At 60.9% G+C, this 25,157-nt stretch carries 30 protein-coding genes; 20 read left to right on the top strand and 10 right to left on the bottom strand.

Annotated features, from left to right (window positions below):
- Nucleotides 1–22 precede the first annotated feature (22 nt).
- Nucleotides 23–925: a LysR family transcriptional regulator gene (locus tag FE240_RS16995; RefSeq protein ID WP_193002657.1), complete on the top strand. Its 903-nt coding sequence runs from the start codon at nt 23–25 to the stop codon at nt 923–925.
- 9 nt (nt 926–934) lie between these two features.
- A complete protein-coding gene (locus FE240_RS16990; protein WP_042046202.1) occupies nt 935–1,249 on the top strand; it encodes a putative signal transducing protein in 315 nt (104 codons plus the stop codon).
- Nucleotides 1,250–1,255: 6 nt separating this feature from the next.
- Here the strand turns inward: FE240_RS16990 and FE240_RS16985 are convergent, their stop codons facing one another.
- The gene (locus FE240_RS16985) at nt 1,256–2,536 is read right to left on the bottom strand and encodes a dicarboxylate/amino acid:cation symporter (protein ID WP_042046201.1); all 1,281 of its coding nucleotides are present in this window, start codon (nt 2,534–2,536) and stop codon (nt 1,256–1,258) included.
- A gap of 207 nt (nt 2,537–2,743) precedes the next feature.
- On the opposite strand from FE240_RS16985, the gene FE240_RS16980 reads away from it, so the two are divergent.
- Both FE240_RS16980 and FE240_RS16975 read left to right on the top strand, forming a co-directional pair.
- The gene (locus FE240_RS16980; protein ID WP_193002655.1) at nt 2,744–2,989 is read left to right on the top strand and encodes a YecH family metal-binding protein; all 246 of its coding nucleotides are present in this window, start codon (nt 2,744–2,746) and stop codon (nt 2,987–2,989) included.
- A 92-nt stretch (nt 2,990–3,081) separates the two neighbouring features.
- Entirely contained in the window at nt 3,082–3,675 is a 594-nt protein-coding gene (locus FE240_RS16975) for a YhgN family NAAT transporter (protein WP_042046198.1), read from the top strand.
- 13 nt (nt 3,676–3,688) lie between these two features.
- Here FE240_RS16975 and FE240_RS16970 read toward each other — a convergent pair whose 3' ends face one another.
- Nucleotides 3,689–4,624 carry a LysR substrate-binding domain-containing protein gene (locus tag FE240_RS16970; protein ID WP_193002653.1) on the bottom strand — a complete coding sequence of 312 codons (936 nt, stop codon included), beginning with the start codon at nt 4,622–4,624 and terminating at the stop codon, nt 3,689–3,691.
- A gap of 175 nt (nt 4,625–4,799) precedes the next feature.
- Between FE240_RS16970 and tatA the strand changes: the two genes are divergently transcribed.
- From tatA to FE240_RS16940, 6 genes are all read left to right on the top strand, one after another.
- The gene (gene tatA, locus FE240_RS16965; RefSeq protein WP_193002651.1) at nt 4,800–4,961 is read left to right on the top strand and encodes a twin-arginine translocase TatA/TatE family subunit; all 162 of its coding nucleotides are present in this window, start codon (nt 4,800–4,802) and stop codon (nt 4,959–4,961) included.
- Nucleotides 4,962–4,972: 11 nt separating this feature from the next.
- Complete coding sequence (locus FE240_RS16960) at nt 4,973–5,272, top strand: YfcZ/YiiS family protein (RefSeq protein WP_193002649.1); 300 nt, start codon at nt 4,973–4,975, stop codon at nt 5,270–5,272.
- Between the two features lie 123 nt (nt 5,273–5,395).
- Complete coding sequence (locus FE240_RS16955; RefSeq protein ID WP_193002647.1) at nt 5,396–6,811, top strand: MltF family protein; 1,416 nt, start codon at nt 5,396–5,398, stop codon at nt 6,809–6,811.
- Between the two features lie 123 nt (nt 6,812–6,934).
- On the top strand, nt 6,935–8,191 hold the full coding sequence (locus tag FE240_RS16950) for a phospholipase D-like domain-containing protein (RefSeq protein ID WP_193002645.1): 1,257 nt from the start codon (nt 6,935–6,937) through the stop codon (nt 8,189–8,191).
- Nucleotides 8,192–8,681: 490 nt separating this feature from the next.
- Nucleotides 8,682–9,317, top strand: coding sequence for an HTH-type transcriptional repressor FabR (gene fabR, locus FE240_RS16945; RefSeq protein ID WP_193002643.1), 636 nt, complete (start codon nt 8,682–8,684; stop codon nt 9,315–9,317).
- Nucleotides 9,310–9,669 (top strand): YijD family membrane protein, encoded by a 360-nt coding sequence (locus FE240_RS16940; RefSeq protein WP_042047985.1) that lies wholly within the window; start codon nt 9,310–9,312, stop codon nt 9,667–9,669. The genes fabR and FE240_RS16940 overlap by 8 nt, the downstream gene beginning before the upstream one ends.
- Nucleotides 9,670–9,710: 41 nt before the next feature.
- Here FE240_RS16940 and FE240_RS16935 read toward each other — a convergent pair whose 3' ends face one another.
- Together FE240_RS16935 and rsmD are read right to left on the bottom strand one after the other, a co-directional pair.
- Nucleotides 9,711–9,998 (bottom strand): DUF1145 domain-containing protein, encoded by a 288-nt coding sequence (locus FE240_RS16935; RefSeq protein ID WP_042047986.1) that lies wholly within the window; start codon nt 9,996–9,998, stop codon nt 9,711–9,713.
- The gene (gene rsmD / locus FE240_RS16930) at nt 9,982–10,599 is read right to left on the bottom strand and encodes a 16S rRNA (guanine(966)-N(2))-methyltransferase RsmD (protein ID WP_193002641.1); all 618 of its coding nucleotides are present in this window, start codon (nt 10,597–10,599) and stop codon (nt 9,982–9,984) included. Before rsmD ends, FE240_RS16935 begins: the two co-directional genes overlap by 17 nt.
- A 111-nt stretch (nt 10,600–10,710) precedes the next feature.
- On the opposite strand from rsmD, the gene ftsY reads away from it, so the two are divergent.
- The 5 genes from ftsY to can all read left to right on the top strand — a co-directional run bounded on the left by ftsY (nt 10,711) and on the right by can (nt 16,086).
- Nucleotides 10,711–12,306: a signal recognition particle-docking protein FtsY gene (gene ftsY / locus FE240_RS16925; RefSeq protein WP_193002639.1), complete on the top strand. Its 1,596-nt coding sequence runs from the start codon at nt 10,711–10,713 to the stop codon at nt 12,304–12,306.
- Between the two features lie 50 nt (nt 12,307–12,356).
- Complete coding sequence (gene ftsE, locus FE240_RS16920) at nt 12,357–13,025, top strand: cell division ATP-binding protein FtsE (RefSeq protein WP_193002637.1); 669 nt, start codon at nt 12,357–12,359, stop codon at nt 13,023–13,025.
- Nucleotides 13,025–13,978: a permease-like cell division protein FtsX gene (gene ftsX / locus FE240_RS16915; RefSeq protein WP_193002635.1), complete on the top strand. Its 954-nt coding sequence runs from the start codon at nt 13,025–13,027 to the stop codon at nt 13,976–13,978. The genes ftsE and ftsX overlap by 1 nt, the downstream gene beginning before the upstream one ends.
- Before the next feature lie 459 nt (nt 13,979–14,437).
- Nucleotides 14,438–15,286, top strand: a complete 849-nt coding sequence (rpoH, locus tag FE240_RS16910; protein WP_193002633.1) for an RNA polymerase sigma factor RpoH — start codon at nt 14,438–14,440, stop codon at nt 15,284–15,286.
- Nucleotides 15,287–15,429: 143 nt separating this feature from the next.
- Nucleotides 15,430–16,086, top strand: coding sequence for a carbonate dehydratase (gene can, locus FE240_RS16905; RefSeq protein ID WP_193002631.1), 657 nt, complete (start codon nt 15,430–15,432; stop codon nt 16,084–16,086).
- 120 nt (nt 16,087–16,206) lie between these two features.
- Here can and FE240_RS16900 read toward each other — a convergent pair whose 3' ends face one another.
- Entirely contained in the window at nt 16,207–17,265 is a 1,059-nt protein-coding gene (locus FE240_RS16900; protein WP_193002629.1) for a porin, read from the bottom strand.
- A gap of 224 nt (nt 17,266–17,489) precedes the next feature.
- Here FE240_RS16900 and glpX point away from each other — a divergent pair, with 224 nt between their 5' ends.
- From glpX to rraA, 3 genes are all read left to right on the top strand, one after another.
- The gene (gene glpX, locus FE240_RS16895; protein ID WP_042047996.1) at nt 17,490–18,500 is read left to right on the top strand and encodes a class II fructose-bisphosphatase; all 1,011 of its coding nucleotides are present in this window, start codon (nt 17,490–17,492) and stop codon (nt 18,498–18,500) included.
- Nucleotides 18,501–18,570: 70 nt separating this feature from the next.
- Nucleotides 18,571–18,822, top strand: coding sequence for a YkgJ family cysteine cluster protein (locus FE240_RS16890; protein ID WP_193002627.1), 252 nt, complete (start codon nt 18,571–18,573; stop codon nt 18,820–18,822).
- Between the two features lie 235 nt (nt 18,823–19,057).
- Complete coding sequence (rraA, locus tag FE240_RS16885; RefSeq protein WP_042047998.1) at nt 19,058–19,543, top strand: ribonuclease E activity regulator RraA; 486 nt, start codon at nt 19,058–19,060, stop codon at nt 19,541–19,543.
- A 52-nt stretch (nt 19,544–19,595) separates the two neighbouring features.
- Here the strand turns inward: rraA and FE240_RS16880 are convergent, their stop codons facing one another.
- Together FE240_RS16880 and FE240_RS16875 are read right to left on the bottom strand one after the other, a co-directional pair.
- The gene (locus FE240_RS16880; protein WP_193002625.1) at nt 19,596–20,138 is read right to left on the bottom strand and encodes a cytochrome b/b6 domain-containing protein; all 543 of its coding nucleotides are present in this window, start codon (nt 20,136–20,138) and stop codon (nt 19,596–19,598) included.
- A gap of 120 nt (nt 20,139–20,258) precedes the next feature.
- Nucleotides 20,259–20,711 (bottom strand): YaiI/YqxD family protein, encoded by a 453-nt coding sequence (locus tag FE240_RS16875; RefSeq protein WP_193002623.1) that lies wholly within the window; start codon nt 20,709–20,711, stop codon nt 20,259–20,261.
- A gap of 102 nt (nt 20,712–20,813) precedes the next feature.
- Between FE240_RS16875 and zntB the strand changes: the two genes are divergently transcribed.
- Nucleotides 20,814–21,779: a zinc transporter ZntB gene (zntB, locus tag FE240_RS16870; RefSeq protein ID WP_193002621.1), complete on the top strand. Its 966-nt coding sequence runs from the start codon at nt 20,814–20,816 to the stop codon at nt 21,777–21,779.
- A gap of 7 nt (nt 21,780–21,786) precedes the next feature.
- The gene (locus FE240_RS16865) at nt 21,787–22,302 is read left to right on the top strand and encodes a mechanosensitive ion channel domain-containing protein (protein ID WP_193002619.1); all 516 of its coding nucleotides are present in this window, start codon (nt 21,787–21,789) and stop codon (nt 22,300–22,302) included.
- A gap of 32 nt (nt 22,303–22,334) precedes the next feature.
- On the opposite strand, the gene FE240_RS16860 is transcribed toward FE240_RS16865, so the two are convergent.
- The 3 genes from FE240_RS16860 to FE240_RS16850 are packed head-to-tail and all read right to left on the bottom strand — an operon-like array spanning nt 22,335 to nt 24,979.
- Complete coding sequence (locus FE240_RS16860; RefSeq protein WP_193002617.1) at nt 22,335–22,583, bottom strand: hypothetical protein; 249 nt, start codon at nt 22,581–22,583, stop codon at nt 22,335–22,337.
- Between the two features lie 27 nt (nt 22,584–22,610).
- Nucleotides 22,611–23,192: a DNA-J related domain-containing protein gene (locus tag FE240_RS16855; protein WP_193002615.1), complete on the bottom strand. Its 582-nt coding sequence runs from the start codon at nt 23,190–23,192 to the stop codon at nt 22,611–22,613.
- Nucleotides 23,192–24,979, bottom strand: coding sequence for a cation:proton antiporter (locus tag FE240_RS16850; protein ID WP_193002613.1), 1,788 nt, complete (start codon nt 24,977–24,979; stop codon nt 23,192–23,194). Before FE240_RS16850 ends, FE240_RS16855 begins: the two co-directional genes overlap by 1 nt.
- Between the last annotated feature and the right edge of the window lie 178 nt (nt 24,980–25,157).

The following is a 25,157-nucleotide window of genomic DNA, read 5'->3' as shown; positions in this document are numbered from 1 at the left end:
AAACTGTTTCATAGGCAAGACAATGGACCTGAATGCTGCTCTGATTTTCGTCCGCATCGTAGAAAAGGGCTCCTTCACGGCTGCGGCCGCCTCCCTTGGTATGACCAAGGCCACGGTCAGTCGCCGCCTGATCGATCTGGAGAAACGCCTCGGTGTCCGTCTGTTGTACCGCTCTACCCGTCAGTTGACCCTGAGCGAGGAGGGGGAGCACTATTTTCAGCGTTGTAGCAAGGCGCTAGAGGAGTTGGCTGAGGCTGAGCTGCAGTTAAGTGCCAGCCAGCAGGAGCTGACAGGAACGCTCAAGATGGCGGTGCCCATCGAGACGGGGCAGCTGGTGATGGCGCGTATGGTGGCAGATTTCCTGCAAACCTATCCCGGACTCAAGGTTGAGATGGAGCTGACCAACCGGGAGGTAGACCCCATCAGCGAGGGGCTCGACTGCATAGTGCGGATCGGCGAGCCGGCGGACTCCAGTCTGGTGGCTCGCCGATTATGGCGTACCGACCGTCTGCTGTGTGCCGCCCCCTCTTATCTGGCGCGATGTGGCGTGCCGGAACATCCCGAGCAGCTGACTCACCATGAGCGGGTGGCGGTGCGTTCGACGTTTCTACGCGGTAGCTGGGACTTCAGCCGTGGGGAGCAGCGAATTCGCGTCGAGCCTGAATCCCGTTTTCGGGTCAACAATATTACCTGTGCCCGCGAAGCGGCCAAGGCGGGCCTAGGGCTGGCGGCCCTGCCAGCCATGCTGTGCCGGGAGGAGCTGGAGCGTGGTGAGTTAGTAAGCGTATTACCCCAGTGGCGGCTGGAGACAGTCCCCATTTACCTGTTGTTTCCTGAGCGCCGTTTCATGCCACGTAAGCTCAGGGTATTTATCGACTTTATGGCCGAGCATGCACAACGCTATGCGATCGACCGCTTGATCTGAGGAGAGATAATGGAGCAATGGATCAATCTGTATCGAGCCTCGCATGTGCTGGAAGCGCATGCGATCAAGGGGGCGCTGGAGGTTTCGGGGATCCGGGTCAGGCTCAATGGCGACGGGTTGCAGAGCCTCATCGGTGAGTTGCCCGTCGATCTGTTGCAGGTGACGCTGATGGTGCCGGAACACCAACAGCATCAAGCTGCACGGGTCATCGAACGTTATCAGCAGCGTCAGGGCAACGGTTGGCTGTGTGGGCGTTGTGGTGAGGAGAACGGCGCCAACTTCGATATCTGCTGGCACTGCGGCAACGATCCCCAGGAGGAGTAGCCGGGGCTAGCGCTCACCAAGCTCGGGATCATCTCCCGCGTCCGGATCGTGATAGGTGGCCAGATCCAGCTCCCCCTCCCGCTTGGCGATGAGCACAGAGACCAGGATGTCGCCCGATACGTTGACCGTGGTGCGCGCCATATCGAGGATGCGGTCGATGCCCGCGATGAGGGCCACCCCCTCCAGTGGCAAGCCGACCGAGGTGAGCACCAGGGTCAGGGTCATCAGTCCGGTGCCCGGAGCCCCAGCGGTGCCGATGCTGGCCAGCACCGCGATGACGATGATGGTCAGGTAGTCGAACAGATGCAGATCGATGCCGAAGGCTTGGGCCACAAACAGCGCTGTAACCCCTTGGTAGAGCGCGGTGCCGTCCATATTGATGGTGGCCCCGATGGGCAGCACAGTGTTGGTGACCCGCTGGGAGACCCCGAGGCGTTGTTCGGCACATTGCATGCTTAGGGGCTGGGTGGTCGCGCTCGAGCTGCTGGTAAAGGCCAGCGCCTGAGCGTCGAGGATGCTGCGAAAATAGTGCCACGGGTTAAGGCGGGCGAGTAGGAGCAGCATGCCGCTGTAGACACCGAGTACGTGCAGCAGGCAGCCAAGATAGACGGCACCGATCACCTTGAGCAGCGGAAGCAACAGTTCCAGCCCGTAGCGGGCCGCCAGCCACGCCATCAGGGCGCACACCCCATAGGGGGCCAGCAGCATCAACACCTGGGTCAGCTTGTTCATGGCCGCCGCCAGTGAGGCAAACAGCCGCTCGGCGGGCTCGCCCTGCGTGCCGATGGCATTGATGGCCAGCCCCAGCGCCACCGCAAACACCACCACCTGTACCACCTTGCCTTCGGCCATCGCCTGTAGCGGATTCGCCGGCATCAAATCGCCGAGTACCTGTTCCAGGGTGGGGTGACCGGGGGCGATGAAGACGATGGAGTTATGCAGCGCGGCCCCGGTGCCGGGTTCCAGCAGCCAGCCCATCAGCAGGCCGATACAGATGGCCAGCGTGGTGGAGCCGAGATAGAGGCAGACGGCCTTGACGCCGGTGTGATCCAGGTGGCGTTTGCCGAGGGTGCAGATACCGGTAATCACCGAGCAGAAAATGAGGGGCACCATCAGCATCTTGATGGTGTTGACGAACAGGGTGCCGAATGGCTTGAACAGCAATGCCTGTTCCGGCATGCCGAGGCCGAGTGCGATGCCAGCCAGCATGCCGAGCAGGGTTTTGAACCAGAGGGAGCGACGGGTCCAGATCCGCCAGGGTGCAAACACCATTCCTTGGAACTGCATGAGTTGTGCGGAGCCTCGAATTCTGAGCAGGTAAAAAAAGGGCGCCAGTGTAGCGGTTACCCCTGCGGGTTACCAGATTATCGGTAAAGGGAGGGGGTAGAACCAGAACTTGTGGACAAAAAGCAGCGGTTTCTTGGCCTGCATCAAGAAGCAGGGCCGCTGACGGCGCTCTAATGTGCTTCTTAATTGTTTATTTGTGAGGTTGTCATGCCCATGTCGATTCATGGCCACGAAGTGATGCAGATGATGCTCGAACGCGGTGGTCTGTTTACCCGGGAGAGCCTGCGCCAGGCCATCGTAGAGGCGTTCGGTTCCGATGCCCGCTTCCATACTTGCAGTGCCGAAGGCATGGATGCGGATCAACTGATCGACTTTCTGGAGCGCAAAGGCAAGTTCGTTGCTGCCGCAGAGGGATTCCAGACCCGCGCTGATCGTATCTGTAACCACGGTTGACCGTTCAGGTGGGCCGCTGTGACGGCCCCCTCGTCCCCCATTCCCCGAATCTGCTATATTGCCGCCTCTCTTCCTCTGCCGTTGGTCGCGCCATGGACACCTTTTCCGCCGCCGTCATGCTGTTTCTGATCATGGATCCCTTGGGTAATCTGCCGGTCTTTCTCTCGATCCTGAAGCACATCGATCCCAAGCGCCGGCGCAAGGTGATGATCCGCGAGCTGCTCTTCTCGCTGGCGATCATGATGGTGTTCCTGTTTGTCGGTCAGCAGATCTTAAGCTTCCTCAACTTGCGTCAGGAGGCGGTCAGTATTGCCGGCGGCATCATACTGTTTCTCATCGCCATCAAGATGATCTTCCCCGGCCCCGGTGGCGTGACCGGGTTGGCCGCCGGTGAGGAGCCTTTCCTGGTGCCGATGGCGATCCCCATGATTGCGGGCCCCTCGATCCTTGCTTCACTGCTGCTGCTGGCCAACCAGGCGCCGGGGCGGATGCTCGACTGGTCGCTGGCCCTGTTGATGGCCTGGGGGGCCAGTGCCGTCATCCTGATGTTCTACGAGGTGTTCAATAAGTTGCTCGGCGAGCGCGGTTTGACTGCGGTCGAGCGGCTGATGGGCATGCTGCTGGTGATGATTTCGGTGCAAATGCTGCTCGATGGGGTGCACCACTACCTAGCTGTCGTGCAGTAGTGCCGTCGATCTACTACGGGCTAATCAGTCCGAGCAGGGTGTCACGCAACCAGCGGTGGCCGGGGTCTTGCTCACGCCCCTGATGCCAGATCAGCAGGTGCGAGATGCTGTCGAGCCGGATCGGCAGCGGCAGCGGCTCGAGAGGATAGACCTGCACCGCATGCCGGGCGTAGAGGCTCGAGACCGTGACTATCATGTCCGAGTGCATGCCCATGCGCAGCGCCGCCTCGAAGCTCGGCACGCTGGCGGCGATGCGCCGCGCTACCCCCATCTGTAGCAGGCGATAATCGAGCATCCAGCGATCGCGCCCCTCACAGTAGGTCTGCACGTGGGGATGGCTACTAAAGGCGGCCAGATCCCACTCCTCCCGCAATACCGGATGATCGCGCCGTACCAGGCAGGTCAGGTTGTCAACCGCCAGCAACCGCTGCTCCATGCTGCCGGGTAAGTCGTCCATCCGCATGTCCGAATCCTCGCTGTTCTCCCGCACCGTGAAGGCCAGATCTGTACCCCCTTGTGCCATCTTTCCCAGGCTGTCTTGATCCCACTCCACGTAACGCAGGGTGAGTCCGGGGGCGAGGCGGGTCAGGGTCGGCAGGTAGAGGGGGGCGAACAGGGTGAAGGCGCTGTCCATGCTGGCAATGACAAACTCGCGCTCTGAGCTGGCCGGGTTGAAGCGGGGTGGTTGCAGCACGCCATCGAGCCCATGCAGTAGCGGGATCAACTCCTGCTGTAGTTGCAGCGCGCGCGGTGTGGGCTCAAGCCCGTGCGAGGTGCGCAGGAACAGGGGATCGCCGAGGGCATCGCGCAGCCGGCCGAGCGCCTTGCTGACGGCCGACTGGCTCAGGTGCAGGCGCAGGGCGGCCCGGCTGCCGTTGCGCTCTTCCAGCAGCACATGCAGCACGATGAGCAGGTTGAGATCGAGGCGGTTGAGCAGTTCCAGACGCATGGTGGTCTCTCGTGGCAAAGCGAGCCCCCCATGATACGGGAAGCGTGAGGGCTAGGGCAGCGGGATTAATTTTCCATCGCAGATGGCGATTTACTACAGACTTGATTTCGACCAACAATAAAGAGATTTAAATCTGCTACAACAATGCGGTTTTCACTCAAGATGGAGGTCTTCCATGGGACTCGGTGGCATTCATATCTGGCACATGCTGATCTTGCTTCTGGTCGTGGTTCTGGTCTTTGGCAGCAAGCGTCTTGTCGGAGCCGGCGAGGATCTGGGCACCACCATCCGCGATTTTCGCAAGGCGATGCGTGATGATGACGCATCCAAACAATAGGAGTAGACAGCATGTCGGTTGAAGAGAAAGTTCAGGAAACCTGCGACGCCTGTGGTTGCTATGCCGAGATCGGCACCATCATCGGTGAAGGTGATGATGTCCTGGATCTCGAAGTTTCTGCCGCCAGCGAAGCGGACGCCCGCGCCAAACTGGCCGAGTATCGTGCCCTGGCCGTGCAGGTGAGCCCGGAGTCCCGCATCCAGGAACAACTGGAGCAGGCGGAACAAGGGGTGATCCTCAAGGCCCGCATCCAGTTCAGCTGCACCGCTGAAAAATTGATCTTCGAAATGCGCGCTCGCTCTCTGGGCTGAGTCGTTCTTCACGGCAGGGGTGACCCTGCCGTATCGACCCGTCGGCTGTGGGTCTCTGATTCTGGTGGGGCGCCTTCTGGCGGCCCGGATACCCGGTATGACCGGATAGCACGAGGCAAGCAGATGCAGCGATGGGTATGGGTCTGGTTGGCCCTCTTCTCTCTTCCCCTCATGGCCGCGCCTGTCAAACCGCAGGTGTTACCACAACCGGGCGATCTCGATCACATCCTTGAGCAGCGGGTGCTACGGGCGCTGGTGGTCTACGAACGCGGCTTCTTCTTTCTCGACAAGGGACATCAGAAGGGCATTCTGGTGAACCAGTTGCAGGGATTCGAAAACTGGCTCAACCGCACCTATCTGGCGCACGACAAGGTCAAGCTCAGGATTATCTACATTCCGGTGCGCCAGGATCGTTTGCTCGATTACCTCGAGGAGGGGCGTGGCGATCTGGTGGTGGCCAATCTGACGGTGACCCAGGATCGGCGCGACCGGGTGCGTTTCTCACACCCCGTGGTTTCTCCCCTTGAGGAGTGGGTGGTGAGTGCTGACTCACTTCCGGCCTTCAATCGCATTACCCAACTCTCTGGCCGGCGCATCTGGGTGCGGGCCAGTTCGAGTTATCACGAGAGCCTGCGTCGGCTCAACCGCCTGTTTCGTGATCTTGGTCTGCCACCGGTCTATGTCGAGACGGTGCCCGAATACCTGCAAGATGGCGATCTGCTGGAGATGGTGGCCGCCGGTTTGATCCCGCTGACCGTCACCGACAGTTTCAAGGGTCGCCCCTGGTTGGGGACGCTACCCGGTCTCAAGGCCCATCGCCTCATTCCACTGCGCGATCACGGCCATACCGCATGGGCGCTGCGCCCCGATGCCCCCAAGTTGCTGACGGCGGTCAATCGTTACCTGGCGCAGGCCCCTAAAAACCAGCTTTACAGCGATCTGAGCCTGCGTCAGTACCTGCTGCAAAGCGATTCACTGAGCAACATACTGGCACCGGAACGGGTCGGCAGGCTAAACCAGATCCGCCAAGTGTTGCAAAAGTACGCCAAGCGCTATGACCTCGACTGGCTGATGCTGGCGGCCATGGCCTACAAGGAGTCGGGGTTAGACCCCACGGCCCGCTCCCCAGGGGGCGCGGTGGGGCTGTTGCAGCTACTGCCGACGACCGGCAAGGCGGTGAATATCACGGGCGAGAGGCTAGCCTCGCTGGACGGGAATGTGGAGGCGGCCTGTCGCTACCTGCGACACATGCTCGACACCTATTTCAACGACCCCAAGCTCGATCGCCTGAACCGGCATCTGATGGTGTTCGCCGCCTACAATGCGGGGCCGAACCGGATCCAGCGGCTGCGCAGTAAGGCGGCAGCCCAAGGGCTAGACCCGGATCAGTGGTTTGGCAATCTGGATCAGCTGGTGGCCAACGAGGTGGGCCAGATCCCCATCACCTATGTCGGCACCATCTACAAGTACTACGTGGCCTACCGCTTCAGCCTGCAACAGATTGAGGGCAAGCAGGAGGCGCTGCGTCGGGTGCAGTGAGGCGGGGGAGGTCAGGGTGAACAAGAAACCAGGGTGGCGGGGTTTTCTCGCCTGAACCGCGCTGGCGCCGCTCTGCTTGCTGATACATGATGGACTCCGATCCCGACTGCGATGGAGAAGAGGGTGCCGCGGCAAGATGACAATCGTATGGAAGCGGTGGAATGTTCCCTACTCACCGAGCCCGAAGCGGCGCTGGCATGGCGCCGGGCGCTGATCCGCCAGGCGCGCCACGCCATCGATGCCCAGTATTACAGCTGGGCGGAGGACGATAGCGGCAGCCAGCTGCTGGCCGAGCTGCTGGCTGCCGCCCGCCGTGGTGTGCAGGTGCGCCTGCTGGTGGATGACATGTACGTTGTCACCTCGGGCTGGCTGGCTCTGCTGGCCGGCGAGCCGAATGTGGCGGTGCGCCTGTTCAACCCGTTCCGTTTTCGCCTGTGGCGTCCGCTTGCCCTGCTGCTCGAGATACTGCTGCGCTTTCGCCGCCTCAACCACCGCATGCACAACAAGCTGCTGCTGATCGACGGCCGGTTCGCCATCGTTGGTGGACGCAACATGGGTGATAGCTACTTCGATCGCTCTGCCTCCACCGCTTTCATCGATCTCGATCTGCTCTGTCGCGGCATCTTGTGCCGCCAGCTCGAACAGGGGTTTGTGCGCTTCTGGCGCAGTCGCTGGAGCCGCTCCTTACTACGATTGCACCCCGAGTTAGGCACTATGTCTACCGATGAGCGGGCTCGCCGCTGCGCGGCGCTATTGTCATTGACGGGGCAGGAGGGAGAGCCCCCAGCCCCCATCTGGTGGCAGGGGGAGGGGCGGGTGTTGTTTGATGTGCCCGGCAAGGGGATTTTGCGTCCGGGCCGGGTGGCAGGCTGGATCGATCGCGCCTTGCAGCAGGCCGGCCCCCGTTTAGTGCTGGTCTCTCCCTATCTGCTATTACCGCCGCGTTTCATGAGGCGATTGCGACGGCTAGCGCGGCGTGGCTGCGAGATCTCCGTGCTGACCAATTCCATGGCCACGACCGACGTGCCCTTGGTTCAGGCGACCTACGAACAGCAGCGTGAGCGGCTGCGCCGGCTCGGGATCGCTCTGCATGAGTTGCGACCGGACAGAGGGCGCAGCCTACATGCCAAGCTGGTGCTGACCGGATCAGGCGAGATCCTGCTTGGCAGCTTCAATCTCGATCCTCGTTCCCTGTTTCTCAACACCGAGTTGGTGGTGCGGCTGCGCTGTGAGCCCTTGCAGGAAGCCTTGCAGCAGTGGGTGGCCGGTTGGCAGCAGGAGAGCTGGCCTCAGCACAGGCAGGCCCATCCCCCCTTACCCTGCTGGCGCAGGGCATGGCGCTGGCTGGCGGGACGGCTGCCCATCCAGCGCTGGCTTTGAGTCGAAAGGAAAACGTTTGTGCGATATGTCGCAAGCGGTCGTGCGTCATTGGCGGTGCCATGCATGGCACAAAGATGAGGGGTTAAGGTCTACTTCAATGATTTTTAAGGCTATTTTCACTATTTATCACCTAGCGCGTAGATGATGGTGCATGTTTTGTCCAACCCAATGCTTTTTTATACAGGTTGCCCCCATAAGATGAGGGGGCAAGGACAACACGTCTCTCACCTGGGATGTGTTAGGCGTTCCTCGCCCCCCTCGGTGTAGACCGGGATGTTCGTGTCACGGAACGACGCGTGCGGACGGAGCCATCCGGCCGTATTCATCAGGAGCGGGGGGGGGGGAGCGCCAGAAATGGAACATGCCTTTTGCGAGGGGGTGATCGACGATCACCCCGTTTTTTTTGTCTTCAGAAAAGCCGGCTCGCGGTAAGGCTGCGCAGTTGCCAGCCATCGGGTATGATCCCTGTCCAAAAGCGTGAGGTGGTTTTGTGGGAATCCGTGCACAACAGAAAGAAAAGACCCGGCGTAGCCTGATCGAGGCCGCCTTCAACCAGCTGAGCTGTGAACGCAGTTTCTCCAACCTGAGCCTGCGCGAAGTGGCGCGCGAGGCTGGTATCGCCCCCACCTCTTTTTATCGCCACTTCCGCGACATGGAGGAACTCGGCTTGACCTTGGTGGACGAGGGCGGGCTGACCCTGCGCCAGCTGATGCGCCAGGCACGCCAGCGTATCGCCGGTGGGGGCAGCGTGATCCGCACCTCGGTACAGACCTTCATGGAATTTGTCGAGAACAACCCCAATGTATTCCGGTTGCTGCTGCGGGAACGCTCCGGTACCTCGGTGGCCTTCCGTCAGGCGGTGGCGCGCGAGATCCAGCACTTCATCGCCGAGCTGACCGATTATCTTGAGGTGACCTCGGGCAGCAGCAGAGATGATGCCTGTATCCAGGCCGAGGCCATTGTCACCATCGTCTTCAACGCCGGGGCCGATGCCCTCGACCTGACCCGTGAAGAGTGCCGGGCCCTGAGTGAACGAACCATCCGCCAGCTGCGCATCATCGCGGCCGGCGCCGAAGTCTACCAACAGCGCCGGCAGGCGCATGCAGAAGGAGAGTGCGATGAGTGAGCCGACCCCGATCCCCAAGGGTATCTTGCTGCTGGCCTTTCTGGTCGGTTTGTGCGGACACGCCACGCTGGCGGTGCTGACTGACAGCCAGGTGCCCTTCTCCCTGTTTCCCCTGATTGCCCTGGTACTGGCGGCCCGTCAGCTCTACCAGCACTATGCCAGCGAGCCGATGGAGGGCAACACCCCTGCCTGCTGCGTCATCAGCTTCTTCATCGGTATCTTCGGCCACTCCGCCTTCCTGCGGGTGCAGTATCCCGAGCTGGGCAGCAACTTCGTCCCGCTCATCATTGCCCTGCTGCTGGCAGCTTGGCTGTCGGTCAAGCTCGGTATCATGGTCGGCAAGCAGAAGTAAGCACACCAATAAAACGCCCGGCATCAGCCGGGCGTTTTGTTTTATTCCTTGGGAGTGATGATGGCGTTGAGCCGCTCCCGTATCCCCTGAGTGGCGAAGACCCCGAACAAGATGATCTGCCAGTACTCGGCACGGGTCACGGCGAAGTAGCGCTCGCACGCCTTGCGGATCATGCTGGCTTGCGCCCAGTGCATCAGCAGCACGATAAGGCCGCAGGGGGGCAGGAAGCCGTTCAGCTTGCCCGGCAGCAGCTTGGCAAGGGCGGCCAGTACGCCAAGCCAGAACAGCAGGATGATGACCTTAGCCAGCAGGTTAAACAGGCGCTTCATGGGCGGTCTCCCTCAGGTAGAGTTGGTAGCAGACCTGTCCGGCCTGCTTGTCCTTGAGCAGGTGCCAAGTAGCAGGCAGGGCGGGCGGCGTGGCCTCTTTTTCTCGCTCCAGATAGATGAGGGCCCCCTCGGCCAGCCAGCCACCCTGCTCCAGCAACTGACAGGCGCTGAGCAGCAGCTCTTGGCGGAACGGAGGATCGAGGAACACCAGATCGAAGGGGCGGGCGGGCCCCTGCAACCAGCTCAGGGCATCGGTTTCGATCACTTCGGCCGCCGAGCTGCCGAGCAGGGCCAGGTTGGCGCGCAGCTGCTGCGCCGCGCCGCGGTCACGCTCGATCATGGTCACCTGGCTGGCGTAGCGGGAGAGGGCCTCTAGGCCCAAGCCACCACTGCCGGCAAACAGGTCGAGGCAGCGGGTGTCGCGGATGTGGGGGGCGAGCCAGTTGAAGATGGTCTCCTTGACCCGATCCGTGGTGGGCCGCAGCCCTTCCACGTCACGAACCGGCAGTTTGCGCCCACGCCATTGGCCGCTGATGATCCGCACAAAGCCCGATTTTCCCGGTCGGGAAGGGCCATTACGGCTGTTTTTCGCTCTGGGCATCGCGTTTCGTCGTCAGAAAAGAAAGTGGTAGTATAAGGCGGTTCATTTTTGTGCCGAACCCCTGCGGAACGGCCATTTTAGCAGTCCGCCGATCAAGTGAGTATTTATTAGATGGCAAAAGGTTTGTTTTCCTGGCTGGGATTCGGCCGCAAGAAAGATGAGGCAGAGACCCAACCCGCTTCCGAGGCCACCACTCCGACCACTGTCGAACCGGCCAGCCCGTCCGAGGTAGAGGCCGAGCGCGCCGATGCCGGCATAGTGGTGGACGATGCCTGCTGTGCGCCGTTGCCGGAGCCGGATGATGCGCCCATGGTGCTGGAGGAGTGTGCCTCTGAGCTGGAGCCAGTGATCGTCAACGATCTGGTGGCTGAAGAGAAAGCCCGTCAGGCTGAAGCCGCTCGCCTGGCGGCCGAAGAGGCCCGTCAGGCTGAAGCCGCCCGCGTGGCTGCCGAAGAGGCCCGTCAAGCTGAAGCCGCTCGCCTGGCAGCCGAAGAGGCCCGTCAAGCTGAAGCCGCTCGCCTGGCAGCCGAAGAGGCCCGTCAAGCTGAAGCCGCTCGCCTGGCAGCCGAAGAGGCCCGTCAGGCTGAAGCCGCTCGCCTAGCTGCCGAAGAGGCCCGTCAAGCTGAAGCCGCTCGCCTGGCAGCCGAAGAGGCCCGTCAAGCTGAAGCCGCCCGTCTTGCAGCCGAAGAAGAGGCCCGTATCGCGGCAGAGGCGGATGCCGCCGCGCTGGCTGCCTTGCCGCTGGCCGCCAAGGTTGATGACGATACCCAGGAAAAGCCCCAGCGTGAGGGGCTGTTCGCCCGCCTCAAGCGCAGTCTGGTACGTACCCGTGAGAATATCGGTTCCGGCTTTTTTGGCTTGTTCCGTGGCAAGAAGATTGACGACGAGCTGTTCGAGGAGCTGGAGACCCAGCTGCTGAGTGCGGATCTCGGGGTCGAGACCACTACCCGCATCATTGATGGGCTGACCCAGCATGCCAGCCGCAAGCAGCTCAAGGATGCTGAGGCGCTCTATGGCCTGCTCAAGCAGGATATGGGCGAGATGTTGACCCAGGTCGAGCAGCCGCTGGCGATCGATGCCAGCAAGAAGCCCTATGTCATCCTGATGGTCGGTGTGAACGGGGTGGGCAAAACCACCACCATCGGCAAGCTGGCCAAGCAGTTTCAGGCCGAGGGCAAGAGCGTGATGCTGGCGGCCGGCGATACCTTCCGCGCCGCTGCCGTGGAGCAGTTGCAGGTGTGGGGTCAGCGCAACAACATCCCGGTGATTGCCCAGCACACCGGTGCCGATTCGGCCTCTGTCATCTATGATGCCATCGAGGCGGCCCGCTCACGCGGAGTGGATGTGCTGATTGCCGACACCGCCGGTCGTTTGCAAAACAAGAACAACCTGATGGAAGAGCTCAAGAAGGTCGTGCGGGTGATGAAGAAGCTCGACGAAGAGGCGCCGCACGAGATCATGCTCACCGTCGATGCCGGCACCGGCCAGAACGCCTTGAGCCAGGCCAAGTTGTTCAACGATGCGGTGGGGATCACCGGCATCACCCTCACCAAGCTCGATGGCACCGCCAAGGGTGGCATCATCTTCGCCGTGGCGGACAAGTTCCAGATCCCGATTCGTTACATCGGGGTCGGCGAGGGGATCGACGATCTGCGCCCCTTCGTGGCCAATGACTTCATCGAGGCGTTGTTCAGCCGCGACGAGTGATCGAGATCGCGGGCTCCCTCGGGGGCCCGTGCAGTTATCGGGAACCACACATGATTCGTTTTGAACAGGTCAGCAAGGTCTACAGTGGCGGCCACCAGGCCCTGCAGAAGGTGAATTTTCACCTGCGCAAGGGGGAGATGGCCTTTCTTACCGGCCATTCCGGCGCGGGCAAGAGTACCCTGCTCAAGCTCATCAGCGTGATGGAGCGGCCCAGCGACGGTCGTATCTTCTTCCATGGTGACGACGTGACCCGTCTCGACCGTCGTTATATCCCCTATGTGCGCCGCCAGATCGGCATGATTTTTCAGGATCACCGTCTGTTGATGGATCGCACCGTATTCGACAACGTGGCCCTGCCGCTGGTGATCGATGGATACGGACACGGCGACATCGTCAAGCGGGTGTCGGCGTCGCTCGACAAGGTGGGGCTGCTCGGCAAGGAGCGCTATCAGCCGCGCATGCTCTCCGGCGGGGAGCAGCAGCGGGTGGGGATCGCCCGGGCCATCGTCAACAAACCCCCCCTGCTGCTGGCCGATGAGCCGACCGGCAACCTCGATCCCCAGCTCTCGATGGACATCATGCGTCTGTTTGAGGAGTTCAACCGGGTCGGTGTCTCGGTGCTCATCGCCACCCACGATCTTGGTTTGATTGCCCGCATGCGCTACCGCACCCTGACGCTCAAGGCCGGGCGCATGTACTCGCAGGAGAGGGAGGCATAATGGGGGTCGTCCGTCATAAGCAGCCTCTGTTGCGTCGCTTCGTCATGTACTGGGTGGATCATGTCCGTCAGGCTTTCGCCAGTCTGGGTGAACTGTGGCGCTATCCGCTCGCTACCATGATGACGCTTGGCGTGCTTGGTGTAAGCCTGGCGCTGCCCTCCTGCTTTCATGTGCTGCTGAAAAATGCCGAGCGGGTGGAGAGTGGCTGGCAGAATAGCTCGCAGATCACCCTCTACCTGCGCAAGGATCTGCCACAGGCAAGCATTGATGCGTTGCAAGAGCGGATCTTGATGTATCCCGAAGTGGATCGGGTTGAGTACCTTAGTCGTGAGCAATCCCTCACCGAATTTCGTGAATACTCGGGCTTTGGCGACGCACTCGACTACCTCGACAGCAATCCGCTGCCGCCCGTGCTGATCGTGGTTCCTGACACCGCTTGGCGCACGCCCAACGGGGCCAGTGAGCTGCTTGGCAAGCTCAACAACGAAAGCGGGGTCGAGCAGGGCAAGCTGGATTTGCAGTGGCTGGAGCGCCTGCAAGGGATCATCAAGTTGCTGCGCCACACCATCACCGGCATCGCCGTGCTGCTGCTGTCGGCGGTGCTGTTGATCGTCGGTAACACGCTGCGGCTGAATATCCTCAACCAGCGCTCCGAGATTGAGGTGCTCAAGCTGGTGGGGGCCACGGACTCCTTCATTCACCGCCCCTTTCTCTATACCGGGGTGTGGTTTGGCGTCATTGGCGGCATGCTGGCCTGGTGGCTGACCGAGGTGATGGTGCTGTGGAGCGAGGGGGTCGTGAGCGAGCTGGCAGGCCTCTATGAGAGCCAGTTCCGGTTAGCCGGGCTAGGGCTGGTTGACGGCCTCAATCTGATACTGCTAGGTGCCCTGCTGGGGCTGATCGCCTCCTGGTTTTCGGTGCATCGCCATATCCGCGATATCGAGCCCTCCTGATCACGGAATGAGCGGGAAAATTCGCTGGATTTTGCGATCTGGATCAAGTACAAGGGGGGCCTTTGCTGGCGGGCTGCCTGTAGCCGTTATACTCTGGGCGATGGAGCAGCGCTGATCCAAGGATCGTCAGGATCCGCGAACTTTACGATGAAACTATTGTCTTAGTTAGAGATTTATACGGGTGTGGCAAAGGGCCCTGCCTGTGCCGGCTTGGCAAGCATGTGAAGGTTGCGAGCTCCGCAACAATGGACTTAGCATGCTACTTTTCAGGGGTCCTTCACTGTGACCCCTTTTTTTATGTGTATTCACACTGGGTTCACGCCACTTCCTTATCATCGGCTCCTTGTGGCCAAAGTGTCTGCTAACTTGCTGACGCGGGCCCACAGATTGAATGGGTGACGGTGGACAGCCCGAATGCGGGTGATACACTGCCCTGGTTGACATGAATAGAGGTATTCGATGGGAACTTCATTGCAGCGCACCATGTCCTTGATTCCGCAGGGCAGCCTGGAGGGTTACATCCAGGCGGTGAACTCGATCCCTGTGCTCAGCGCAGAGGAGGAGCGTGCTCTGGCCGAGCGGCTGCAGCAGGATGGGGATCTCGAGGCTGCCCGCCAGCTAGTTATGTCCCACCTGCGTTTTGTCGTTCACGTAGCCAAGAGCTATGCCGGTTATGGCCTGCCCCAGGCCGACCTGATCCAGGAGGGCAACATCGGCCTGATGAAGGCGGTCAAGCGTTTTGACCCCTCGGTCGGTGTGCGGCTGGTCTCCTTCGCGGTGCACTGGATCAAGGCTGAAATCCACGAATATGTCCTGCGCAACTGGCGCATGGTCAAGGTGGCGACCACTAAGGCTCAGCGCAAGCTCTTCTTTAACCTGCGTAAGAGCAAGAAGCATCTCGGCTGGTTCAGCCAGGAAGAGGTGCGTGCGGTGGCCGACGATCTCGGCGTCTCCCCGGCGGAGGTGGTTGAGATGGAGGCTCGCATGAGCGGCCAGGATCAGGCCTTCGATCTGGTTGACGATGATGACGAAGGGTTTGCCCCGGTGCACTACCTCGAAGATAAGTCGTCCGATCTTGCCAGCAACATCGAAAGCGATAACTGGGACGATCACGCCTCCACCCGTCTGGCATCGGCGCTGGCTACTCTCGACGAGCGCAGCCAGCACATCATTCGTGCCCGCTGGTTGGATGAAGAGAACAAGTCCACCTTGCAGGAGCTGGCCGATACCTATGGCGTCTCTGCCGAGCGGGTGCGTCAGCTCGAGAAGAACGCACTCAAGAAACTCAAGGATGCCATGGACGTTTAAGCGTCATGGAGTGAACAAGCAGGGCCTGATGGCCCTGTTTTTGTGTCTGGTCTCAGCACAGGTCGCACCTGTGAAATGCAGGGTTGCTTCGCCCTCAGCCCACTGTGGTAAGGTGCGCAACAGCAACGACAGGGAGAAATTTCGTGAAACTGTTGAATCAACTGTTCATCAACAACCGGGAGTGGGCCGAGCAGATCAAGGCCGAGGATCCTAATTTCTTTACCCAGCTTTCCGCTCAGCAGGCGCCGGAATATCTCTGGATCGGTTGCTCTGACAGCCGGGTGCCTGCCAACCAGCTGATGGGGCTGCTGCCCGGTGATGTTTTCGTCCATCGCAATGTGGCGAACCTGGTGGTGCACACCGATTTCAACTGCCTCTCAGTGTTGCAGTACGCGGTCGAGGTGCTCAAGGTCAAGCACATCATCATCTGTGGCCACTACGGCTGTGGTGGCGTCAAAGCGGCGATGCAGAATCAGGAGCTGGGCCTCATCGACAACTGGCTGCGCAACATCAAGGATGTCTACTTCAAGTATCAAGAAGAGATCGACGCGGTCGAGGATGAGCATGAGCGTTTTGATTACCTGTGCGAGCTTAACGTCGCCGAGCAGGTGTCCAATGTCTGCCACACCACCATCATCCAGAATGCCTGGCGGCGTGGCCAAGAGCTGGCTGTACACGGCTGGATCTACGGGATCAAGGATGGTCTGTTGCAGGATCTCGGCGTCTGTATCAGTGGCCCCGAGCAGATCCCCGACGTCTATCGCACCTGGCTCGATATCAAGCCCCGCCAGCGCCGATAAGCGTTGACCAGAGGCTATTACACAGAGCGGGCGCCCTCAGGGCGCCCGCTCTTTTACCAGAGAAAAAAGCCCGGCACAGCAAGGCTGGGCCGGGTGGAAGTATGGAAGTTAAGCCGGAGATTAGAAGTCGTAACGGGCGGCCAACTGGAAGTCATCCTTCACGTTGAGCTTGCCGCTGTCGCTGCGGTCGAGATTGTTGATGCGGTATTCGCCGATGACGCGCAGGTTCTTGTTGAACTTGTACTGGGCACCCAGGGTGTAGTAGTCGATGGAGTCGAAGTCAGCACCGCCGCTCTGCTCGATCTTCTGCTTGTTCCACAGCGCCATCAGGCCGAAGCCGTTGGAGAAGTTGTAGCCCAGCGCCGCTTCCCAACCGGTGTGATCCTGACCACTCTTGATGAAATCGGAGCCATCGGCATAGCTCAGGGCTGCGTAAACGGCCTTGTCGTCATACTTGGCGGAGATGAGCCACAGCTTGGCGTCTTCTTCATCTTCCTGCTGACGCAGACCCACGTTATAGGCGGTACCGATGGAGAGGTTGAACGGGAAGGTATAGGCGATGGCCGCACCATAGGCCGGATCGCTGTTCTTGTTGCCCACGTCTTCGGTGTCACCACCGTCAAACTTGTAGCTGGCGTCGAACTGCAAACCGTTGAACAGGCCGGAGTACTTCAGCACCGAGCCGGCACGGTTGGTGGCGAAGGTATCGGTTTTGGCGCCCAGCGCTTCGTTGCCATAGCCATCGGAGAGGGAGACGTCAGTCCAGTCAGCCAGGATACCGGGGGCCCCCTTCTGACGGCCGAAGGTCACTGTGCCCCAGTCGCCGCCTAGGCCGGCGAAGGCCAGACGGGTACGCAGGTTGTCGGAGTTGTCGCTGACGGTCTTTTCACTGTCGTTGACGTAGAACTGCAGCTCGTACTGAGCGACGGCTTTCAGGCCACTTTGGATCTGGCTCTCGGCCTTGGCACCGATGCGCGCAAACTGGTTGGCGCCCTGCTTGTCGCTGTACTCGCTCTTGATCTTGCCATCAGCGTCCAGCTCCTTCTTGTCGCCGAAGAAGTGGCCGGCGTAGATGCGGCCATACAGATCCAGCGCTGTGGTGTCATTCTTGAATACTTCGGCAGCTTGGGCCTGGAAGGCGCCAGTCAGTGCCAGTGCCACTACGGTCAGCTTTTTCATTGTCATCCCTTGGGTTGTAAGCATTGGTGTTAACAAGCGAGGCCATGCTAGGCAGGTGGGATGACGGCGGGGTGACTGAAACATGAAAGATGGATGTCACTTTTTGTTATTTTTCATGAAGCTGGCCGCTTTATATCCGGCACTGCATGAGTTTTGCACGCAAAGGTTTGCCTATGTGGTAGAATGTCGCGCGTTTTTTTAGGTTTTAGTGTGTTGGTGATGCGATGAGACGTGAACTGGCAATCGAATTTTCCCGAGTGACTGAGGCCGCCGCTCTGGCTGGCTACAAGTGGCTTGGACGGGGCGACAAGAACATCGCCGATGGCGCGGCCGTCGCCGCCATGCGCCACATCCTCAACCAAATCCGTATCGATGGCGAAGTGGTCATCGGCGAGGGTGAAATCGACGAGGCACCGATGCTGTATATCGGTGAGAAGGTGGGTACCGGTGAGGGGGATGCGGTGGATATCGCCGTCGACCCGATCGAAGGTACCCGCATGACGGCGATGGGCCAGGCCAATGCCTTGGCCGTGCTCGCCGTGGGTGACAAGGGCTCCTTCCTCAAGGCGCCTGACATGTATATGGAGAAGTTGATCGTCGGCCCGCAGGCCAAGGGCGCCATCGACCTCAACCAGGCGCTCGAGCTGAACCTCAAGGCCGTGGCCAAGGCGCTCGGCAAGCCGCTTTCGCGTCTGACCGTGATCACCCTGGCCAAGCCGCGCCACGACAAGGCGATCAAGGAGATGCAAGGACTCGGTGTTCGGGTGTTTGCCATTCCTGACGGTGACGTGGCCGCCTCTGTGCTGACCTGTATGCCGGACAATGAGGTGGACATGCTCTACGGCATCGGCGGCGCACCGGAAGGGGTGATTTCGGCAGCGGTGATCCGTGCCCTTAATGGTGACATGCAGGCCCGCCTGATCCCGCGCCATCTGGTCAAGGGAGACAGCCCCGAGGTTCGGGCGCTGGGTGAGCAGGAGATCGCCCGTTGCGAGGCGCTTGGCCTCAAGGTGGGTCAGGTGTTGCAACTCAACGATCTGGTGCGCGATGACAACGTCATCTTCTCTGCCACCGGGATCACCAAGGGCGATCTGCTCGACGGCATCACCAGTAACGGGGTGCTGGCCACCACCGAGACCCTGTTGATCCGCGGCAAGTCCCGCACCATCCGCCGCATCAAGTCGACCCACTATTTGGATCGCAAGGATGAAGTGGTTCGCGACATCATACTGTAAGCTGTTGCCGACCCTTTGAAACAGAGACGGCCCATCCTGTGATGGGCCGTCTCTTTATGTGGAGCCGACCATGGAATGTCGCCCCGGCTGTGCGGCCTGCTGCATCGCCCCCAGTATCTCCTCGCCCATTCCGGGAATGCCGGATGGCAAGCCCGCCGGCATCCCTTGTGTGCAACTCGACGAGCAGTTTGGCTGTTTGCTGTTTGGTCTGCCCGAGCGCCCTGCCGTGTGCGGCGGTTTCCAGCCGTTGCCCGATGTATGTGGCAGCCATCGCGATGAGGCGCTCTGGCTCATCGGCGAGCTGGAGCGACTGACGGGCTAGCGCCGATCGCGTGTCACCACCTGGTGAGGGCGCGGTATGGAAGAGGGGGCTAGCACTGAGCTGCGGTGTGGTATTGCGCCGCGATCCGCTGGCTGGCGCCCACTATTGGCGGATGACGTCGTCAGATTTAAGCGCAAAACGTGATCCGAAAGAGGTCAAAGCGGCAATTGCCTTTGAATTGCCGGGCATGCTCCTTATACTGGGTTCACCTGTTTCCAGCCGTGGACCCATCACTATGGAATACAACACCTCCGAACTGTGCGACATCTATCACGACATGGTGGATGTGCTCGAACCCATGCTCTCCTCCTTTGGCGGCCGTAACTCCTTTGGCGGCGTCATCACAACGGTCAAATGCTTCGAATCTAACGGCCTGATCCGTGAGCTGGTGCAGGAGAGTGGCGTCGGCCGCGTTCTGCTGATCGACGGTGGTGGCTCCCTGCGGCGAGCCCTCATCGATAGCGACATCGCCGGCACCGCAGCCGAGAACGGCTGGGAGGGGATTGTCTGCTACGGCTGTGTGCGTGAGGTCGATCAGCTCGAAGAGCTGGATATCGGCATCCAGGCGCTGGCCGCGATCCCGGTTGGTGCCGATGACAAGACGGTGGGAGAGACCGATCTACCGGTTAACTTCGGTGGCGTGACCTTCCTGCCGGACGATCACCTCTATGCCGATACCACGGGGGTCATCCTCTCGCCGGAGCCGCTCGATATCGAGTAATACAGCGCTGAGTAGAAAACGGGAGCCATCGGCTCCCGTTTTTACATCCGTATTAGCGATGATCTTCCACCTGGGTATCGGGCGGTACCCGCTTGCTGCCGGTCACCATGGCGCGCAGCAGATCGCTTTGGGTGAGGCGGTCGATGAGCAACACGGCGGCGGCATGCAGACCGGCCAGCGCCAGCAGGCTGTTGGCCAGCGTACCGTGCAGCGCTTCCAGCCAAGCCTCGTCTGCAAGGCTATCCCAACCGGTCAGCACCGAGCCGCCCAGCAGGGTCATCAGCGCCAGGATCATCAATGCGCCCACCGGGTTGTGGCCGAGGTAGTAGGGGTGATGGCCATCGCGCAGCCGGCGAAAGAAGTGACGCAGTCGGGCCGGGGAAGGGAACCACTGGCCGAAGCGGGCGTAGTGGCTGCCGGCAAATCCCCACAGCAGACGGAGCAGCAGCAAGCCCCCCACCGTATACCCGACCAGCCGGTGTGGCCGGCTCCCCTCTTCCAGCACAAACCCGTTGAGTGAGCAGAGCAACACCGTGCTCCAGTGAAACAGGCGGATCAGCAGATCCCAGACGTGCCATGTACGGGGTGGGGTCATCCTGCCCTCCTGCGGGGACAGGCGGGCAGCAGGGGCATTTGTTGCATGTGTGTGGCTCCTCCATATGGCTTGTATCGAGGAGCAGTGTGGCGGGGGAGTCTTAAGCGGGCATTAAGCCCACTAAGCGAGACGGCCCCGCTGCAACCAACGATCGAGGGCATTGGCGAAGCGCTGCCGGTCAGCTTGGTTGAAAGGCGCCGGCCCCCCGGTTTGCATCCCGGCCGAACGCAGCTCCTCCATGAAGTTGCGCATGCCGAGGCGGGCCTTGATGGTCTCACGGGTGTAGATCTCGCCGCGCGGGTTGAGCGCCTCGCCACCGGCTTCAATCACCAGATCGGCCAGTGGAATATCGGCGGTGATCACCAGATCCCCCGGCGTGACTGAGGTGGCGATGAGATGGTCGGCCACATCAAACCCCTTGGGCACCTGGCGGCTGACCAGCCAGGGGGAGGGAGGCAACCGCAATGCCGAGTTGGCCACGAAGATGGCCATAGTTTCGGTGCGGTGGGCGGCACGGTAGAGGATCTCCTTGATGGGCACGGGGCAGGCGTCGGCATCGACCCAGATGGTCATGGTGGTCTCCTGATGACAAGGGGGGGCACATGATAACATGGGGGCGGCTGAGGCTGGCGCCGCTTTGGTGTAAGCTGGGGGCTTGCCGATGAAGGAGGAGTCATGGATCGCGTTCCGGCTGACACGATTTACAGCCTGCAATTTGATGGTCAGGGGGGCATGCAGCCGCTACCGGAAGGGCGTGAGTTGCCGACGGAGGCACCGAGCTGGGTGCATCTCGACTATGGCGATCCTGCGGTGGCCCGCTGGTTGTTGCAGACGCCCCTGCTGGGGGAGGCCGCCCGTGAGGCGCTGCTCGGCCAGAGTAGTCGCCCCAAGCTGGTCAAACTGGGCGAGACCATACTGCTGATCCTGCGCGGGGTGAACCATAACCAAGGGCACAGACCGGAGGAGATGGTGGCGCTGCGTATCTATATCACGCCGGATCTCATCATCAGCAGTCGGCGTCGCCCGCTGCTCTCGGAGCAGGATGTGTTTGGCCAGCTCTGTCAGGGCGTCGGGCCGGCCAATCCGGCCAACTGGCTGGTGGAGATCTGCGATGCCCTCACCGACCGGGCCGGTGAGTTTGTCGAAGAGCTGCACGATGAAATCCTCGAACTCGAAGAGCTGGTGCTGACCCGCCAGATGCCGGGTAATGGCCGGCTGGCCCGCATTCGCAAGCAGCTCATCATGATCCGCCGCTACCTTTCTCCGCAGCGGGATCTGGTGGCCCGCCTCGGTAATGAGAAGATCAGCTGGCTGGAAGAGGATGATCGTCGGCGCCTGCTCGATATTGCCGACCGGTTGCGACGCTGGCTCGATGATCTCGATGCCGGCATTGCCCGTAGCGCTGTGTTGGCCGATGAGATGAATAACTTGATGGCCGAGGCCACTAACCGGCGAGCCTACCAGATGTCGGTGATGGCGCTGCTGTTTCTGCCCGCCACCTTCCTCACGGGTCTGTTTGGCATCAACCTCGGCGGTATTCCTGGTGCCGAGAGCCCGCTCGCCTTCTGGATCTTTACTGGTTTGTTGCTGACCCTGGCGCTGGTGCTGGCTGTCTGGCTCAAACTGCGACGCTGGTGGTAGGAACGACATGACTTTCTGGTTCTCTTTTGGACTGACCCTGGCCATCATTGCCGCCCATCTGCTGCTGCGCAGCCTGATCCACCGCAGTTTGATGGCCATCGGCCACGTCCGCCAGGTGAGTGAGACCCGGGTGCTCTATGTGGAGCACGTGTTCCACTTCCTGCTTGGCTGCGCCACCCTGATGGTACTGGCAGGGGTGTGGGGGCTCGACTTCGCCCGGCTGGTGGTGCTGGCCTCCTCTTTCTTTGCCGTGCTGGGGGTGGCCATGGTGGCCCAGTGGTCGATCCTCTCCAACATCACCGCCAGCATCACCATCTTCTTCGCCTTCCCTTACCGCATCGGCGATCGCATCCGCATCATCGACAAGGACGACTCGGTTACTGGGGTCATCAGCGAGATCGGTCTCTTCTATGTGCGGATCCGCGATGACAATGGCGACAGCGTGACCTATCCGGCCAACCTGATCTTGCAAAAACCGGTGCGCAAGCTAGAGGGGAAAGCGCCGGACGAGCAGCCCGAATAACAGCAAGGCTCCCGTGGGAGCCTTGTTCGTTCTCAGCGCTCGAAGAAGCGGTAGAGGTGATCTTCCTGAATGGGACAGTCGGCGATCGTGTGAATGAACTCGCGAGCGTCGCTAACCGACGAGAAGCTGAGCGGGCAGCCTAGGGTGTCGGTCAGCTCGAACGCGACCCCATCTTCGTCGCGAAACTCGACGATCCAGCCGGGTAGCATGGGATCGTGCAGGATTTCTGCCGCATGCAGCCGTCCTTTGCGATAGAGGGCCTGTAATTCGCTTCGGGTCATGGTGGCCTCCTGATGATGCGGTGTGCCTCACTCCTTGAGTGTAGGGCGCCCGCTGGCGGCGCGTTCCCAAGCCAGCCGCAACCGGATGAAGGTGGCCGCATCGCCGCCCCGATCTGGATGGTGGCGTAGTGCCAGCTCACGCCAGCGGCGGCGTAATGTCCGCTCATCCACGTCGGCGGCAAGCCCCAGCTCGGCCAGTGCCCTTCGCCGCTCCTCATCGCTGCGCTGGCCCGCATAGCTCAGCCAGAATGTCTCCAGTAGGTGGGCGATTTCGGCGGCGTCTGTGCTCCAGAAGGTGTCCCAATCCAGGTAGTAGTCACGTAGCGGTGCATCGGTGGTGGGTCGCAGTTCGGCGCCGGCCGGTTGCAGCCCGATGGCCATGCTGTCGAGCTGTAGCCACCACCCTGAACCGCGCCACTCCTCTTGTAGTTGGTAGAGCGCATTCATGATGAGGAAGTTGCTGCGATAGAGCTGTATGGCCGGGTCATCAGCCAGCCGGGGGAGGGCGTTGGCTGCACTGAGATCGGCGTAGAGCTCGTTGAGTTTCCACAGGCGGCCGGGGTGTCCCAGCCGCTCAAGCAGTGGTGCCAGCAGCGGATTCTCTTGCATTACTCCTCGCTGCGGGCCGGTTGCAGCGCGATGACCACCTCGCCGGGTTGGGGAGCTGGAACCTCAGTGGCGGTGACGATGCGCGGGGTTTTGCCCGGCTGCATTACAAACAGCGGCTGGGCGCCCGGGTTTGCTTCTTGGTACGAGGCCCAGTCGAAGGTCTCAGAGAGGCGGGTGGCACGGATCTGGCCACCGCGCGCCAGCATACCGCCGAGTCGGGCGAAGGTGATATCGGCACCAAACAGGTTCTGGCGGGCGCGGAAGGTGGCGCTCTCCTTGTTGGCTTTACCGTGCTGCTCGCTAGAGCGCAGCGAGTAGACCTTCTCCTCCCCCAGCAGGTGAGCAAAATGCAGGACTCCGAGCGCGTTGTTGTGGCGATCTGGGGAGAGGGCAAGCACAGTGCTGAGGCTGGTGAGTGGCAGATGCAGTTCGGCATGCTCCGACTGGGGGGTACCGAAATAGCAAGGCAGGTTGCTCATCCGTGCCAGCTTGCAGTGCTCCCAGGCCGGGTCGGTCAGGTGCACGCTCACCCCCTGCTCGGCCAGCGCCTTGCCGATGGCGCGGGCAACCGAGTTAGCCCCGATGATGAGCCAGGTATCCGGCGCTTTCTGGCGCTGATCGAGCAGCTCGGCCAGCGGCGTGGCCGTCAGGCTCTGTAGTACCACGGTGGCAATGATGACTGCGAACACCAGCGGCACCAGTTTGTCGGCGTCGGGGATGCCGGCCTCGGTCAGGCTCAGGGCGAAAGTGGAGCTGACGGCGGCTGCGACAATGCCACGCGGGGCGATCCATGACAGCAGAGCGCGGGAACGCCAGGGGAGATCAGTGCCCCAAGTGGAGACCATGATACAGAGGGGGCGGGCGACGAACTGCACGACAAGCAGCAGTACCAGCACCATGGGCCCCATGGCCCACAGCTGACTCAGCTCGAGACGGGCGGCCAGTAGGATGAAGAGCGACGAGATGAGGATGACCGCCAGGTCCTCTTTGAAGGTGAGCACCTCCTCGAGATCCAGCCCCTCCTGATTACCCAGCCAGATGCCAAACACAGTGACCGCCAGCAGGCCGGATTCGTGCCCGAGCCAGTTGGAGAGGGCAAACGAGGCCAGCACCATGGCTAGCACCCCGAACTTGTGTAGGCTGATGGGCAGCCAGTCCCTACGGATGAGTTGGGTGGTAAGCCAGCCAGCGGCCACCCCAATGGCACCGCCCACCACGACGGTATTGAGCAGGGCGAGCAGGGTGTGGCCAAGCAATCCCCCCTTGCTACCCAGCATGATGGCTTCAAAGATCAACACGGCAAACAGAGCGCCGATGGGGTCGATGACGATCCCCTCCCAACGCAGGATCTTGTCGACCTCTTTGACCGGACGGATCACGTTGAGCATAGGGGCTATCACGGTCGGCCCCGTCACGACCAGCACGGCGCCCAGGATGAGCGCGACCCTGCCATCGAGGCCAAGTAGGAAGTAACCGGCGGAGGCGATCACTGCGAAGCTGGCCAACATGCCGGTGGAGCAGAGGTTGCGTACTACTTTGCCAATGCCCTTGAGTTCGGCCAGATGCAGGGTGAGGGCTCCTTCGAACAAAATCACCGCGACCGAGAGTGAGACCAGGGGAAACAGTAGGTCCCCGAGTAGGGCATCGGGGTCAAGGATGCCGCTAATAGGGCCGAGTGCGAGACCGGTCAATAGCAGGAACAAGATTGCGGGCACTCGTAGCGCCCAGGCCAGCCACTGGGCCAGCACCGACACCAGCGCTACGCCGGCAAGAAAGAGAGCGGTCATGATGAGATGTCTCCTGCGAATCTTTAAGAAAATACTAGTAGTAGAGGTTGTATGTTAATGTCCTCTACATAAAAAAGATAAGGAATTAATAAAACATTTTCGTTTCATATTTACTTTTTATATAAAATAAATAATAGGTGTCGGGCTGTTATTTAAAAAATACCATTAATATATGGGG

The organism is Aeromonas simiae, from assembly GCF_014892695.1.
In the GTDB taxonomy this organism is placed as follows: domain Bacteria; phylum Pseudomonadota; class Gammaproteobacteria; order Enterobacterales; family Aeromonadaceae; genus Aeromonas; species Aeromonas simiae.
The sequence above is the reverse complement of the archived record's forward strand: the minus strand, read 5'-3'. Positions and strand labels throughout refer to the sequence as shown.